This window comes from Halomonas sp. HK25 (assembly GCF_047795635.1).
Classification (GTDB): Bacteria; Pseudomonadota; Gammaproteobacteria; order Pseudomonadales; family Halomonadaceae; genus Halomonas.
The window spans coordinates 2,192,637-2,207,003 of sequence record NZ_CP181044.1; the positions used below are offsets into that span (position 1 = coordinate 2,192,637).

Sequence of the window (14,367 nt, forward strand, 5' to 3'; positions counted from 1 at the left end):
GATCGCTGCCGTTGACCTTGCAAAGTTGGTCATGGTTGACCATGCTGACAAGCAACCTGACCATATGGTCAATTCGACAAGACACCAACAGCTCCTGCCAACAATAGAGACAAGGCGATGATCGACTTCCTGCTCAACGGGTACCCCCGCCGCTGCGAGGCGTCGCCCGACACCAGCGTGCTCGAGCTGCTGCGCGAGACGCTCGGCCTGACCGGCACCAAGGAGGGCTGCGCCTCCGGTGACTGCGGCGCCTGCACCGTGGCCATCGGCGAAGCTGGCCCCGACGGCCAAATGCGCTACCACAGCGCCAACGCCTGCATCGTCCCCGCCCATCAGCTCCAGGGCCGGGCGCTTGTCACGGTGGAGGGCCTCGCCCAGGGCGAGACCCTCCACCCGGCCCAGGCCGCCATGGTCGACTGCCATGCCAGCCAATGCGGTTTCTGCACCCCCGGCATCGTGATGTCGCTGTTCACCCTTCATGAGGAGCAGCACCAGCACCAGTCAGCGCCCCCGGCCCCGCTGACCGCCGAAAGGCTGGAAGCGGCGCTCGGCGGCAACCTGTGCCGCTGCACCGGCTACCGGCCGATTCGTGACGCCGCCCTGAGCATGGACGACCAGCGCCCTTCTCCTCCCTACCAGCGCCCGGAATGGCTGGACCTGGCCGTCGACGCCACCGCGCCGAAACAGGATCCGGAGAGTGACACCGCCTTTGTCCAGCCCGAGAGCCTGAGCGAACTGATCGAGGAACGCCGGCGCCATCCCGAGGCGCCGATCGTCGCCGGCGGCACCGACCTGTGGTTGGAGGTGACCCAGCGCCTGACCCATTTCGAAAGGCTCGTGGACGTCACCCGGGTCACCGAGCTCAACGCCATCGAGGAGACGACCCTCGACGACGGCCGCGAGGGCTGGTGGATCGGTGGCGCCGTCACCTACGCTCGCCTGGCGCCGCTGCTCGCCGAACACTACCCGGCGTTTGCGCATCTGCTGCACCGCCTGGGCTCTGCCCAGGTGCGCAACCGCGGCACCCTGGGCGGCAATATCGCCAACGCCTCACCCATCGGCGACACCCCCCCAGTGCTCCTGGCACTCGGCTCGCGGCTATGGCTGGCCGGCCCCGGTAGAGAAGGAACGCGAGTGGCCGAGCGGGAGCTGGCCCTCGAGGACTTTTTCCTGGACTACAAGCAGACCGCCCTGAATCAGGACAAGGGCGAGGTGATCCGCGCCATCTTCCTGCCCAAGCCAGCATCAGAGCGACACCTGAGAGTCTGGAAGCTGTCAAAACGACGTGAGGATGACATCTCCGCGGTGCTCGGCGCCTTCGGCTGGCGACTCGAGGAGGGCGTGATACGCGAGGTGCGCCTGGCCTTCGGCGGCATGGCGGCGACGCCGAAGCGCGCCGCCGCCGCCGAGGCGGCACTCGAAGGCCAGCCGCCCACGGTGGCGAGCTTCCAGGCGGCCCGCACCGCCCTGAAGCAGGACTTCCAGCCGCTGAGCGATGTGCGCGGCAGCGCCCACTACCGCGAGCTCTCCGCTGCCAACCTGCTGGAGCGACTGCGCCTGGCGATCGCTCAGTCTGAAACCTCAAGCTCCCCGGAGGTGATGCTCCATGCGTACGCTCACTAAGCTTTCCAAGGCGCCCGAACATGCGCCGGCCAAGGCGCCCGACGCCACGCCGGCCCAGACGCCCGACGCCACGCCGGCCCAGACGCCCGACGCCACGCCGGCCCAGACGCCCGACCGGGACGTCACCGCCGATATCAGCGCCGACTCCGCCAGGGCCCGGCAGGAACAGGCCCGTCGCATCAAGGGCGATGGCCCCTTAGCTCGTGAGACCCAGACCCGCGACACCCTGGGCCCTGAGGCATCGACTCCCCATGCCCGCGCCCACGAGAGCGCGGTCAAGCACGTGACCGGCCGCGCCGCCTATATCGACGACCTCAAGGCGCCGGCCGACTGCCTGCACGTAGCGCTCGCTCTCTCGCCGGCCGCCCACGGCCGACTGACCCACCTCGACCTGGACCGGGTGCGCGCCCTGCCCGGAGTGATCGACGCGGTGGGCGTACATGACGTACCCGGCCACACCGATATCGGCCCGGTGTTCCCCGGTGACCCGATCTTCGTGGAGGACGAAATCAGCTACGCCGGCCAGGTGCTGTTCGCCGTGGCCGCCGAGAGCCACCGCGCCGCCCGGGAAGCGGTCAAGGCCGCCCTTGCCGCCGGCGTGGCCGAGATCGACAAGCAGCCGCCCAGCCTCGACCCGGTGGCCGCCGCCAAACGGAAGGAGTTCGTGCGCCCGACCCATGTCCAGCAGCGCGGCGACTGGGAGGCCACGCTGGCCGCCGCGCCGCTGGTGGTCGAGGGTGAACAGTTCGTCGGCGGCCAGGAACACTTCTACCTGGAGGGCCAGGCCTGTCTGGTCACGCCCACCGAGGACGAGGGCGTGGTGGTGCATACCTCCAACCAGCACCCCAGCGAAACTCAGAAGCTGGTCGCCGAGGTGCTGGGCATCCCCTTCCATGCGGTGACCGTGGAGGTGCGGCGCATGGGCGGCGGCTTCGGCGGCAAGGAGACCCAGGCCTCGCCCTGGGCCTGCATCGCGGCGCTCATCGCCCGGCGCACTGGCCGCGCCGCCAAGCTGCGCCTGCCCCGGGGCGACGACATGCACGTCACCGGTAAGCGCCACCCCTTCCACAACCGCTACCGGCTGGGCGTGGACGAGAATGGCGTGATCCAGGGTGGCGAGATCACCGTGATCGGCGACTGCGGCTACTCGCCGGACCTGTCGGATGCCATCGTCGACCGCGCCATGTTCCACTCGGACAACGCCTACTCCCTGGGCGCGGCGCGAGTGACCGGCCACCGGGCGCGCACCCACACCGCCTCCAACACCGCCTTCCGCGGCTTCGGCGGACCCCAGGGCATGATGGTGATCGAGGCGGCCATGGATGACATCGCCCGCCGGGTGGGCGAGGATCCGCTGACAGTACGCAAGCGTAATCTCTATCGCCAGGGACGCGATATCATCCCCCGGGATGTTACACATTACGGCCAGACCGTGGAGCAGATCGGCCTGCTGCACGAGTTGATCGAACAACTGGAAGCGAGCAGCGACTACTGGGCGCGGCGCCAGACGATCCGAGAGTTCAACGCGCAGAACCCCATCATCAAAAAGGGCCTGGCGCTGACCCCGGTGAAGTTCGGTATTTCCTTTACCGCCAAGCACCTCAATCAGGCCGGCGCCCTGCTGCATGTCTATACGGACGGCAGCGTGCAGATCAATCACGGCGGCACCGAGATGGGCCAGGGCCTGCACACCAAGATCTGTCAGGTGGTGGCCCGGGAGCTGGCGCTGGATCTCGACGCGGTGCGCATCACCGCCACCCGCACCGACAAGGTGCCCAACACCTCGCCCACCGCCGCCTCCAGCGGCGCGGACCTCAACGGCATGGCCGCCCGCGACGCCTGCCTGACGCTCAAGGCGCGGCTGTTCGACTTCGCTACCGAACACTATGCGCTGGACCGCGAAGGCATGCGCCTGGTGGCCGGCCAGCTGGTGGCAGGCGAAGGCGAAAGCGAGCGGCGCATCCCCTGGGGGGAGCTGGTGCAGGCGGCCTACCTGGGCCGTGTCTCGCTCTCCGAGAAGGGCTTCTACGCCACCCCGCTGATCCACTACGACCGCGGCACCGGCCAGGGACGCCCCTTCTACTACTACGCCTTCGGGGCCGCCGTGGCCGAGGTCAGCGTCGATACCCTGAGCGGCGAATACCGGGTGGAGCGGGTCGACATCCTCCATGACGTGGGCGACTCCCTGAACCCCGCCATCGACATCGGCCAGGTGGAGGGCGGCTTCATCCAGGGCATGGGTTGGTTGACCAGCGAGGAGCTCAAGTGGAACGAGGCCGGGCGGCTGATCTCGGATGGTCCGGCCAGCTACAAGATCCCCACCTACGGTGACCTGCCGCCGATCTTCAACGTCGAGCTGATGGAGGGCCACCCCAACTCCATGGCCAGCATCTACCGCTCCAAGGCCGTGGGTGAGCCGCCCCTGATGCTGGGGATCTCGGTGTGGTCGGCGCTGCGCGATGCCCTGGCGAGCCTCACCGACTATCGCGAGTCGCCGCGCCTGGACACCCCGGCCACGCCGGAGCGGGTGCTGCTCGCCGCCGAGGCGCTGCGCTCGCGCCACAGCGACTGGCCGCCGGCCTTCGGGGGGAAGTGACCGTGGCCCATGGCAACGCACCCCGCCCCGAGAGCTGGCACGGCGCCCTGCATCGCCTGCAGCGCGACGGCGTGCCCCACGCCCTGGCCACCCAGGTGACCAGCGCCGGCTCCACGCCCCGGGAGCCCGGCGCCCGCATGGTGATCACCGCCGACGCTGTCTTCGACACCCTGGGCGGCGGCACCTTCGAGTATCAGGTGATCGAGGCGGCACGACGGCGCCTGGCGGGCCCTGAGGGAGAGGTCGAAACCGGCATCAGCCTCGAGGCCTTCTCGTTGGGCGGCCGCAGCGGCCAGTGCTGCGGCGGCTTCGTCAATGTGCTGATCGAGGTCTTCCCGGGCAGCGCGGCCACCCTGGCGATCTTCGGCGCGGGCCACGTGGGCACCGAGCTGGTACGCCTGGCCGCCCCGCTGCCCTGGCAAGTGCTCTGGCACGACAGCCGGGAGGGCGTCTTCCCGGACTGGGCGGCGAGCCAGCCACGGCTCGCATGCCGCCGCGCGCCCGACCCGGCCGCCGCCGTGGCCGCCCTGCCCGCCGGCGCCCATGTTCTGGTGTTGACCCACGACCACGCCGAGGATCGCGCCCTGGTGGATGCGCTTCTGGGCCGGAATGAAGAGTGTGCCTCCCTCGGCCTGATCGGATCAAAAAGCAAGTGGGCCAGCTTCCGCTCGCGGCTGCGCGAGGCCGGCCACGCGGAGGCGGCGCTCGAACGGGTTCGCTGCCCCATCGGCAACTCTGGCAGCGACAAGACCCCCTACGCCATCGCCCTGGCCGCCCTCGCCGAGCTGCTGCCGCTGATCGACAACACCGAGCGACCCGACCAGCGCGGCCTGGCGCCGGATGATTTACGCGCCGTACTGACATCCGAACGATGAGCCCCGACGAAATGACAACGACCGACTCGCGCGTGCTGCGCGCCGAACTGCTGAGCTTCGACGCCGACCCCGGCGACGGCGATACCCCCGCCCCCGGCAGCGTCCGCCACTACCCGGACGGCGTGCTGTGGATCGAGAATGGCCGGATCCGCGCCGTGGACGACTACGCGACCCTGGCCGCCGACCTGCCTTCCGGCATCGAGATGATCGACCATCGCGGCAAGTTGATCACCCCCGGCTTCATCGACAGCCACGTGCACTATGTGCAGCTCGAGATCATGGCCTCCTACGGGCGCCAGCTGCTCGACTGGCTGAACGACTACACCTTCCCGGAGGAGCTGCAGTTTGCCAGCCGCGAGCACGCCGAGGCCCTCTCCGAGGCCTTCCTCGACGAGATGCTGCGGGTCGGCACCACCACCGCCCAGGTCTTCTGCTCGAGCCATCCGGTATCCGTGGACGCCTTCTTCGCGGCGAGCCAGCGCCGCGGCCTGTGCATGCTCGCCGGCAAGGTGCTGATGGACCGCCACGCCCCCGAAGGTCTCACCGACGACACCCTGGGCGGCATCCGCGACAGCGAACGGCTCATCAACGACTGGCACGGCAAGGGGCGGCTCGGCTACAGCCTCACGCCGCGCTTCGCGCCCACCTCCACCCGCGCCCAGCTCGACGCCACCGGCGCCATCCTGCGCAGCGACCCGAGCCTGTGGCTGCAGACCCACCTGGCCGAGAACACCGGCGAGCTGGACTGGGTGGCACAGCTCTTCCCCGGCAGTCACGACTATCTCGAAGTCTACGAGCAGTCCGGCCTGGTCGGGCCGCGAAGCACCTTCGCCCACGGTATCCATCTCGACCAGGAGATGCGTGGGCGCCTGGCCGAGCGCGGCGCCAACCTCGCCTTCTGCCCCAGCTCCAACCTCTTCCTGGGCAGCGGGCTCTTCGACCGCCAGGCCGCCCGGGAGATGGACCTGAATGTCACCTACGCCAGCGATGTGGGGGGCGGCACCGATCTGTCAGGCCTCGCCACGCTCAAGGGCGCCTACCAGGTGGGCCAGCTGCGCGGCCAGCCGCTTACCGCCTGGCAGGGGTTCCATGGCTTGACCCTGGGTAACGCCCGGGCGCTGTCGCTGGATGAGCGCATCGGCCGCCTGGCGCCGGGCATGGACGCCGACTTCGTGGTGCTCGACCCCGCGGCCACCCCGCTGCTGGCCAGACGCACGGCGCGCTGTCGCACCCTGGACGAGACGCTGTTCGCGCTGATGATGCTGGGCGACGACCGCAGTGTGGCCGAGACCTGGGCCGCCGGCCACCGCCAGCATCGGCGTGGCGATCAGCCGGTCGTCTCGGGTTGAGCGTCAGTCCTCGTCCTCGTCCTCGGCCGGCGGCAGGCTGAGCAGCCAGCTCACCAGCCGCTCGATATCCTCTTCGGCGACGCGGCGGTTCGGGGTCATCCGCTCCTCACCCCAGTTGCCACTGCCCCCCTCGCGCACCGTGACCACCAGGCGCGCGAGGGCCTCGTCATCGTCACGATAGCGCTCGGCCACGTCGCGCCAGGCCGGTCCCCGCAGGGTGTCGTCAAGGTCGTGGCAGTTGAAGCAACCGCTGTCCCAGGCCAGGTCGATCATCGCCTCGTCCTCCGTGGCCCCGCTGGCCTGGGCCATGCCCGCGGCCAGCGTGGCCATCAGCAGGCAAGCGGCGAACCCGCTCATCGCCCCGCTACTCGAGCCACTACGCATGTCGTTTTCCTCCCAGCAAGGCATCCACGACCCGGAACAGTGCCAGGGCGGCCACCGCCACCGCGAAGGCCATGGCCATGAGGTAGTCGGCACGGGTCAGGATCCACAGATGAATCACACCCAGTGCCGCCGACACGTACACCAGGCGGTGGAGCCAGTGCCAGGCAGTGTAGCCCATGGCCTTCTGGGTGTACCGGAAGGAAGTGAGCGCCAGCGGCACCAGCAGTAGCAGCGCCGCCACCCCGTAGCGGATATAGGGCAGCGCCACCATCTCGCGACGGATCCAGGGCCAGTCCCAGTACTGGTCGAGGCCCATCCAGGCCAGCATATGGGCCAGCAGCCAGAAGAAGGCCCACAGGCCGATCTGGCGCCGGGCAATCATGAAGCCCACCCAGCCGGTGAAGCGAAAGGCCGGGCTGAAGGCGATGGTGGCAACCAGCAGGGTCAGACCGGTGCGGCCGGTGACGTGCACCACCGCCTCGGCGGGCACCGCCCCCAGATCACCGAAGAACCACTGCCAGACCAGCCACACCGCGGGTAGGCTGCCCGCCAGCAGCACCAGCAGGCGAAAGGCAAGGATTCGCTGTGACGCATCCAGCATCGAGGCTCCTATCAGAAGTGTCGGTCGAGATCCATGCCGGCATAGAGCTCGGCCACCTCATCGGCGTAGCCGTTGAACATCAGCGTCTCGCGACGCCCGCTCTCGCCGATGCGCCGCTCCCGGGCCTGGGACCAGCGCGGGTGGTCCACCTCGGGATTCACGTTGGCATAGAAGCCGTACTCCTCGGGGTTCTGGTCGATCCAGGAGGTGGTGGGCTGCTCCTCGACCAGGCGGATCCTGACCACCGACTTGATGCTCTTGAAGCCGTACTTCCAGGGCACCACCAGGCGAATCGGTGCGCCGTTCTGGTTGGGCATCACCTCGCCATACATGCCCACCGCCATCAGCGTCAGCGGGTGCATCGCCTCATCGATGCGCAGCGCCTCGCGGTAGGGCCACTCGATGATCGAGCGCCGCTGGCCGCGCAGGTTGTCGGGGTCGAGGAGCGACTCGAAGACCACGTACTTCGCCCGCGAGGTGGGCGCATGGCGCTTGAGCAGCTCGGCCAGCGGAAAGCCGATCCAGGGAATCACCATGGACCAGCCCTCCACGCAGCGCAGACGATAGATGCGCTCTTCCAGCGTCTGTTCGGCGAGGATCTCCTCCAGGGCAAGAGTGCCGGGCTTTTCCACCTCGCCCTCGATGGTCACCGACCAGGGGTCGGTGACCAGTCGGTGGGCGTAGACCTCCGGGTCGCTCTTGCGGGTGCCGAACTCGTAGAAGTTGTTGTAGGTGGTGGCGTCGCGAAACTCGGTCAGCGACTCGCCGCCGGCCAGCTCATGACGGGGCAGTGACTCCTCGAGGCGCGCCTCCAGGCCCTCGCGCCAGGCCTGGGCGGCGGGCGAGAACAGCAGCCCGGGCGCCAGGGCAGCCGCGCCCAGGGCCGCACCGCCCCTGAGAGTGCCCTTGAGAAAGCGGCGACGCCGCTCGAACAGCGCGCGGGGGGTGACCTCGGATTCGGGGATGGCAGGATAGCGGTAGCGAGGCATGATGTCAGTCTCCAACGGACGGCGGGCAAGGAGCGAGCCGGTTTCGATCACCCAGCGTCGGTGCCGACACGCGCCTGTCGCGATAGCTTCACGGATGGCATGGGATCTCGTCCAGCGACGAGGGCGAACCGTTGTCAAAACTTGACGCAGCTCAAGTCACTCTCTTTTCCGACGGTTCTACTGGGTTGATTTGCGTTAACCCCTGTAGCTAACTTGCAGGCATAAGGTTAAGCGGCCGTTATGAAAGTCGCCGACCGATGTCAACGCAACAAGGGGAACAACCATGATCAAGAACCGCCTGCTGGCCTCGGCCATCGCCCTGGGCTCTGCCGTCGCCATCGCCGCACCGGCCATGGCCGACGACGGCCTCGGCGACTACCGCGACCGCTTCGAGCCGCTGCCCCACTTCCCGCCGATTCCCGCCGACAACTCTTTGACACCCGAAAAGGTCGAACTCGGCAAGATGATGTTCTTCGAGCCGCGCATCTCGTCCAGTGGCGTGATCAGCTGCGCCACCTGCCACAACCCGGCACTGGGCTGGGCGGACCGCATCCCGCGCGCTACCGGCCACGACGGCCAGATCGGCGAACGCAACACGCCTACCGTACTGAACTCCGGCTTCCTGGGTTCCCAGTTCTGGGACGGTCGCGAGCCGGATTTGGAAGGCCAGGCTCTCGGACCCATCGAAGCCGACGTGGAAATGGCCATGGACCTCGACACCGCCCTCGAGCGCCTGACCGGGTTCGATCTCTATCAGGAGAAGTTCGCCGCGGCCTACCCGGACGACGCCGACTCGATCAACGCCGACAACCTGGCCATGGCGCTGGCCAGCTTCCAGCGCACCCTGAACACCCCCAACTCGCCCTTCGACCGCTATCTGCGCGGCGACCAGAACGCCCTGAACCAGCAGGAGAAGGACGGCATGGTGGCCTTCGTGGACAACGGCTGCATCGCCTGCCACAGCGGCCCGGCAATGACCGACAGCAACTTCCACCGCATCCAGGTGCCGGGCTCCACCGACGTGGGCCGCTTTGAGGTCACCGGCGACGAAGCGGACATGTACAAGTTCCGCACGCCGACCCTGCGCAACGTCGGCGTGACCTACCCCTACATGAACAACGGCGCCACCGAGACCCTGGAGGAGGCCGTTGCCATCATGGGCAGCGAGATGCTGGGTCGCGACTTCGAGGAGCAGACCATCGCCGACATCACCGACTTCCTGCACACCCTGACCGGCGAGATGCCCGCCCTCGAGATACCGGCCCTGCCGTAACCCGAAACGCCCGTCAGGAAATCGTGTAGCAACACCGCCCCCCGGCCAGGCCGGGGGGCGGTTTTTTTGGGCAAGGCCTTATGGGGCGATGCGGCTGAGGGGGCCGGAGACCACTTCAGGGGTCGAGGGAGCGTCAGACGCTGTCGGCGAGCTGGCGGCGCAGCGCCAGGCGCCGCCGGTCACTGACGAAGGCTGCCTCGATGGCAGTGCCGGCCAGCTGAATGAAGGTAGCCTCGCCCCAGCCGAAGGCGCGCTGGCAGGCCAGGTAGTTGTCCAGCACACCGCCGCCGAAGTAGGCCGGATCGTCGGAGTTGAGGGTAACCCGCAGGCCGGCATCCAGCAGCCGGGGCAGCGGGTGCTCCTCGAGGCGCTCCACCACCTTCAGCCGCACGTTGGAGAGGGGGCAGACGGTCAGCACCATGCCCTCGTCGCGCAGTCGCGCCACCAGCGCAGGGTCCTCCAGGCAGCGCACCCCATGGTCGATGCGGCAGACATCGAGCAGATCCAGCGCCTCGCGAATGTACGCCGGCGGCCCTTCCTCCCCGGCATGAGCCACCCGGGGAATCCCCAGCCGCGCGGCCCGCTCGAACACCTCGACAAACTTCGAGGGCGGATGGCCGCGCTCCGCGCTGTCCAACCCCACGGCATCGAGCATCTCCCAGTAGGGGGCGGCCTCCTCCAGCAGCACCATCGCCTCGGCGGCATCCCGGTCGCGCAGGAAGGCCATGATCAGCGCCGTGGAGAGCCCCAGCTCGCGCTCGGCGTGGCGCCTGGCCAGGGAGAGCCCCTCCATCACCACGGGCAGCTCGACACCGCGCACCCGGTGGGCCTGGGGGTCGAAGTGCATCTCCACGTGCACCACCCCCTCGGCGTGAGCGCGACGGAAGTAGTCCATGGCCAGGTCGTGGAAGTCCTCGGCGGTGCGCAGCACGCTCATGCCCTGATAGTAGAGGTCGAGAAATGACTGCAGGTCGGTGAAATCATAGGCGGCCCGGGCCTCCTCTACCGAGGCATAAGGCAGCGCGACACCATTGCGCTCGGCGAGAGCGAACATCAGCTCGGGCTCCAGGGAACCTTCGATATGCAGGTGCAGCTCGGCCTTGGGCAGGCGCGTGAGGAAGTCGCGCATGGTATATCTCATCCTGTGTCGTTGACTCCATCCTGATATAGACTGCGGCTCCGCGCAAAGCCTGGGCTTCCACGCGCGGATTCCACGCGCTGATTCCACGTGCTATCACTCCGTCACCTGGCCTGATGTCACCAGACTTCCTTTCACCCGCCTGCCCTCCATCAACGTCAGCAACCGGTCGATGCCCGGCGGCTGGAAGGGGCCACACTCGAGCTGGTGCACCAGGTAGAGCACGCTGCGGCCCTCGAGCCAGGCGTCGAGCCGGGAAGCGAGAGCCGCCGCAGTGGCGGCGTCCAGGCCCGCGAAGGGCTCGTCGAGAATCACCAGGCCGGGGTCGCGCAGGTGCAGGCGCGCCATCGCCAGCCGCCGTGCCTGCCCCCCCGAGACACGCTGACCGCCCTCGCCCACCCGGGTCGCCAGCCCCTCGGCAAGGCCCTCGACCCAACCGTCGAGCCCCACCCAGGCCAGCGCCCGCCAGAGTGCGTCCTCGTCGGCCTCGGGCGCGGCCAGGCGCAGGTTGGCGGCCAGGCTGTCATCGAGCAGATCGATACGCTGGGTCAAGGCGGCGACCCGCTGGCGAAGCGCCACCTCGGGCCAGGCCGCGATGGCCACTCCCCCCAGCCGCAGCGCACCTGCATCCGGCGTGAGCTGGCGCAGCAGCAGATCCGCCACGCTGGACTTGCCGGCCCCGGAGGCGCCGCAAAGCGCCAGCCGCTCGCCAGGGGCCAGGCGCAGGGAGAGGTCATCGAGGGCCGGCGTCAGGGCGCCGGGGTAGTGCAGGGTCACCCGCTCGAGCTCGACGGACAGCGGGCCAACTGTCAACTCGGGGATGCCACCGACGGCGGCGGCCGGCGACGGCCTCTCGGCGCGGGCTTCCAGTTCATTGAGACGTTCGGCGGCACCCCAGGTGGCACCCAGCCAGGTAAAGGCCGCCGGCAGCCCGGCCAGGGCCTCGCTCATGGCCAGCATGGCGATCGGCATCATCACCATCAGTGGGCCGGAGAGCTGGCCGGCCACCCAGGCCTGACTCGCCAACCACAGCGCCAGCAGCATGGCGAGCCCCACCAGCAGGCTGGCCACGGCATTGCCCAGGGCCACGCCCACGCCCAGACGGCGCTGACCGCGGTAGAGCCGCGCCTCGATGGCCGTGAGCTCGCGCCGGTGGCTTGCCAGGCTGCCGTAGGCCTCCAGCTCCGCCATTCCCTGCAGCTGCTCCACCAGGCGTCCGCGCAGGGCCTCCAGTTCATTCACCTGGCGCCGACTGGCGGAAAGCCCCAGCCGCGCCTGGCCCAGGGTCAGCCAAAGCCAGCCGACCAGCAGCAAGGCGCCGGCGGCCAGGCCGACCCGCGGCGCGAAGAGGGCCAGGAAGCCGGAGAGGCCAAGGATCGCCAGCATTCCCACCGCCGCCGGTGCCAGCAGGCGCAGGTAGAGGCTGTCCAGGGTATCGACATCCGCGGTCAGGCGGTTGAGCCAGTCGCTGGCGCGGCGCCGTGACAGGGCCTGGCCATCGAGGCGCGTCAAGACGCCGAATAGCCGGGCACGCAGGTCGGCCAGCAGGCGCAGCACCGTATCGTGGTTATAGAGCCGCTCCAGGTAGCGCGACAGGGTGCGCGACACCGCGAAGAAACGGATGCCGCCACCCGGCACATAGACCTCCAGGCTGGCGGCCACCCCCGCCGCCAGCAGCAGTCCGGTCAGCCCCGTGGCGGTGATGAACCAGCCGGAGAGCGCCAGCAGGCCGATGGCGGAGGCCAGGGTCATCGCCATCAGTCCGGCGCCGGCCACCAGTCGCCCGCGTCGTCGGGTGAGCAGCGCCAACCAGGGCCGCAGTGCCGCCAACAACGTTGCATCAGACCGGCGATCAGCCATGGGTCACCTCCGTGACGCTGCCCACGTCGATCGCCAGGTGCCGGCTCGCCATAGCGATCAGCGCTGGATGATGGGTGGCAATCACCAGGGTACGGCCCTCCTGTGCCAGTGCCTGAAGCGCCAGGATCACCTGGGCCTCGGTCTCGGCATCCAGGCTGGCGGTGGGCTCATCCAGCAGCACCAGGGGGGACTCGGACAGGAACACCCTTGCCAGCGCCAGGCGCTGGGCCTGGCCGCCGGAGAGCCCGACCCCCCGCTCGCCGATGGCTGTCTCCAGCCCCTCGGGCAGCGCCTCGACTCGTTCTCCCAGGCCGGCCTTGCCCAGTGCCTCCCTCATGGCCCGGGCCGACGCCTCCGGGGCGGCCAGGCGCAGGTTGTCGGCCAGGCTGCCCTGGACCAGCAGGGGACGCTGATCCATCCAGGCGAAGGAGGTGTCGTTGGCCATGCGCCGATCTCCGCTCCCCGGGCCGATGAAGCCCGCCAGCAGCTGCAGCAGGGAGGACTTCCCGACGCCCGAGGGCCCGGTCAGCGCCACCACCTCACCGGGCATCAGGCGCAGATCCAGCGGCCCCAGCACCCGGCCGCGGCCGGGATGAGTGACGCAGGCGCCCCGGAGCTCCAGCAGGGCACCGGGCGCCTGAGGAAGAGTCGCATCGACTTCACGCACCGGGTCGGGTCGCGCCTCGAGGATCGCCAGCAGGCCATCGGCGGCCCCCAGGGCGGCGGCTCGGTCGTGATAGTGCTGAGCCAGGGTGCGCAGCGGCTGGAAGAACTCCGGCGCCAACAGCAGTACCAGCAGGCCGCTGAACAGCGTGAGCTCGGGTGAGGGGCCATAGGTGATGTAGCCGAGCAGCCCGAAGCCCACGTAGATGGCCACCACGGCGATGGCCACCGAGGCGAAGAACTCCAGCACCGCCGAGGAGAGGAAGGCAACGCGCAGGGTGCGAATGCTGCGCCGGCGGTAGTCGTCGGCGGCGGCGTGGACCTCGGCGGTCGCGCCTTGCGCCCGGCCGAACAGCTGCAGGGTGGTGATGGCACGCACCCGGTCGATGAAGTGGCCGGAGAGCTGGGCCACCGCCTCGAACTGCTCCCGATTGAGGCGCTCGGCGCCCATCCCCACCAGCGCCATGAATAGCGGGATCAACGGCGCGGCCAGCAGCAGGAAGAGTGCCGCCAGCCAGTCCAGCCATAGCGCCACCCCCAGCACCAGCAGAGGGGCCAGCACCGAAAGCGCAAGCTGAGGGCGAAAGCGAGCGAAGTAGCCATCCAGCGCCTCGACCTGCTCGACCAGCTGGCTGGCCAGCGCCGCGGAGTGGCGGCCAGCCAGCCAACCCGGCCCGAGCCTTTCCAGGTGATCGAGCAGCTCATCGCGCACCCGCGAGCGGATACCGAGGCTCGCCGCCTGGCCAAGCTGCTCCTGGCCGTAGAGCGCCAGGGCCCGGACCAGCAGCAGGCCGACCATGGCGGCGACGGCCGGCAACTGCGACACCAGGGCCGCCTGATCGACCAGCAGCTGGCTGATCACTCGTGCCAGCAGGGCCAGCTGCCCCAGAGTGGCCAGGGTGGCGACCACCCCGGCCACCACCGCCAGGCCCAGATGGCGCCGCTCTCGAGCGGCGAGCACATTCAGCCAGCGGCGGACGTCGCGTCCGCCGCGGGTGGCTTCAGGAGTGGCCATG

The 14,367-nt window shown here is 69.2% G+C and carries 11 protein-coding genes; 5 read left to right on the forward strand and 6 right to left on the reverse strand.

Going from position 1 to position 14,367, the window contains the following annotated elements; all coding sequences use genetic code 11:
* The first annotated feature begins 117 nt into the window (after positions 1–117).
* From xdhA to guaD, 4 genes are read left to right on the forward strand one after another with little or no spacing between them, the layout of a single operon-like run.
* A complete protein-coding gene (gene xdhA / locus ACM26W_RS10600; protein ID WP_416140786.1) occupies positions 118–1,623 on the forward strand; it encodes a xanthine dehydrogenase small subunit in 1,506 nt (501 codons plus the stop codon).
* Positions 1,607–4,219 carry a xanthine dehydrogenase molybdopterin binding subunit gene (gene xdhB / locus ACM26W_RS10605; protein WP_416136969.1) on the forward strand — a complete coding sequence of 871 codons (2,613 nt, stop codon included), beginning with the start codon at positions 1,607–1,609 and terminating at the stop codon, positions 4,217–4,219. Before xdhA ends, xdhB begins: the two co-directional genes overlap by 17 nt.
* A gap of 2 nt (positions 4,220–4,221) precedes the next feature.
* Entirely contained in the window at positions 4,222–5,094 is an 873-nt protein-coding gene (gene xdhC / locus ACM26W_RS10610) for a xanthine dehydrogenase accessory protein XdhC (protein ID WP_416136970.1), read from the forward strand.
* A gap of 11 nt (positions 5,095–5,105) precedes the next feature.
* Entirely contained in the window at positions 5,106–6,443 is a 1,338-nt protein-coding gene (gene guaD, locus ACM26W_RS10615) for a guanine deaminase (protein ID WP_416136971.1), read from the forward strand.
* 3 nt (positions 6,444–6,446) lie between these two features.
* Here the strand turns inward: guaD and ACM26W_RS10620 are convergent, their stop codons facing one another.
* From ACM26W_RS10620 to msrP, 3 genes are read right to left on the reverse strand one after another with little or no spacing between them, the layout of a single operon-like run.
* Positions 6,447–6,827 (reverse strand): c-type cytochrome, encoded by a 381-nt coding sequence (locus ACM26W_RS10620; RefSeq protein ID WP_416136972.1) that lies wholly within the window; start codon positions 6,825–6,827, stop codon positions 6,447–6,449.
* Positions 6,820–7,428: a sulfite oxidase heme-binding subunit YedZ gene (locus ACM26W_RS10625; RefSeq protein ID WP_416136973.1), complete on the reverse strand. Its 609-nt coding sequence runs from the start codon at positions 7,426–7,428 to the stop codon at positions 6,820–6,822. The genes ACM26W_RS10620 and ACM26W_RS10625 overlap by 8 nt, the downstream gene beginning before the upstream one ends.
* Positions 7,429–7,439: 11 nt before the next feature.
* The gene (gene msrP / locus ACM26W_RS10630) at positions 7,440–8,417 is read right to left on the reverse strand and encodes a protein-methionine-sulfoxide reductase catalytic subunit MsrP (protein ID WP_416136974.1); all 978 of its coding nucleotides are present in this window, start codon (positions 8,415–8,417) and stop codon (positions 7,440–7,442) included.
* Between the two features lie 283 nt (positions 8,418–8,700).
* Between msrP and ACM26W_RS10635 the strand changes: the two genes are divergently transcribed.
* Entirely contained in the window at positions 8,701–9,690 is a 990-nt protein-coding gene (locus tag ACM26W_RS10635) for a cytochrome-c peroxidase (RefSeq protein WP_416136975.1), read from the forward strand.
* A gap of 133 nt (positions 9,691–9,823) precedes the next feature.
* Here ACM26W_RS10635 and ACM26W_RS10640 read toward each other — a convergent pair whose 3' ends face one another.
* The 3 genes from ACM26W_RS10640 to cydD form a co-directional block, all read right to left on the reverse strand.
* The gene (locus ACM26W_RS10640) at positions 9,824–10,819 is read right to left on the reverse strand and encodes an adenosine deaminase (RefSeq protein ID WP_416136976.1); all 996 of its coding nucleotides are present in this window, start codon (positions 10,817–10,819) and stop codon (positions 9,824–9,826) included.
* Positions 10,820–10,924: 105 nt separating this feature from the next.
* On the reverse strand, positions 10,925–12,688 hold the full coding sequence (cydC, locus tag ACM26W_RS10645; protein WP_416136977.1) for a thiol reductant ABC exporter subunit CydC: 1,764 nt from the start codon (positions 12,686–12,688) through the stop codon (positions 10,925–10,927).
* Positions 12,681–14,366 (reverse strand): thiol reductant ABC exporter subunit CydD, encoded by a 1,686-nt coding sequence (cydD, locus tag ACM26W_RS10650; protein WP_416136978.1) that lies wholly within the window; start codon positions 14,364–14,366, stop codon positions 12,681–12,683. Before cydD ends, cydC begins: the two co-directional genes overlap by 8 nt.
* Between the last annotated feature and the right edge of the window lies 1 nt (position 14,367).

Excerpts from the sequence above, each read along its gene's own strand:
- ACM26W_RS10640 (WP_416136976.1), bottom strand. The coding sequence starts at position 10,819 with ATGCGCGACTTCCTCACGCGCCTGCCCAAGGCCGAGCTGCACCTGCAT.
- xdhA (WP_416140786.1), top strand. The coding sequence starts at position 118 with ATGATCGACTTCCTGCTCAACGGGTACCCCCGCCGCTGCGAGGCGTCG.
- cydD (WP_416136978.1), bottom strand. The coding sequence starts at position 14,366 with ATGGCCACTCCTGAAGCCACCCGCGGCGGACGCGACGTCCGCCGCTGG.
- xdhB (WP_416136969.1), top strand. The coding sequence starts at position 1,607 with ATGCGTACGCTCACTAAGCTTTCCAAGGCGCCCGAACATGCGCCGGCC.
- guaD (WP_416136971.1), top strand. The coding sequence starts at position 5,106 with ATGACAACGACCGACTCGCGCGTGCTGCGCGCCGAACTGCTGAGCTTC.
- cydC (WP_416136977.1), bottom strand. The coding sequence starts at position 12,688 with ATGGCTGATCGCCGGTCTGATGCAACGTTGTTGGCGGCACTGCGGCCC.
- ACM26W_RS10635 (WP_416136975.1), top strand. The coding sequence starts at position 8,701 with ATGATCAAGAACCGCCTGCTGGCCTCGGCCATCGCCCTGGGCTCTGCC.
- ACM26W_RS10625 (WP_416136973.1), bottom strand. The coding sequence starts at position 7,428 with ATGCTGGATGCGTCACAGCGAATCCTTGCCTTTCGCCTGCTGGTGCTG.
- msrP (WP_416136974.1), bottom strand. The coding sequence starts at position 8,417 with ATGCCTCGCTACCGCTATCCTGCCATCCCCGAATCCGAGGTCACCCCC.
- ACM26W_RS10620 (WP_416136972.1), bottom strand. The coding sequence starts at position 6,827 with ATGCGTAGTGGCTCGAGTAGCGGGGCGATGAGCGGGTTCGCCGCTTGC.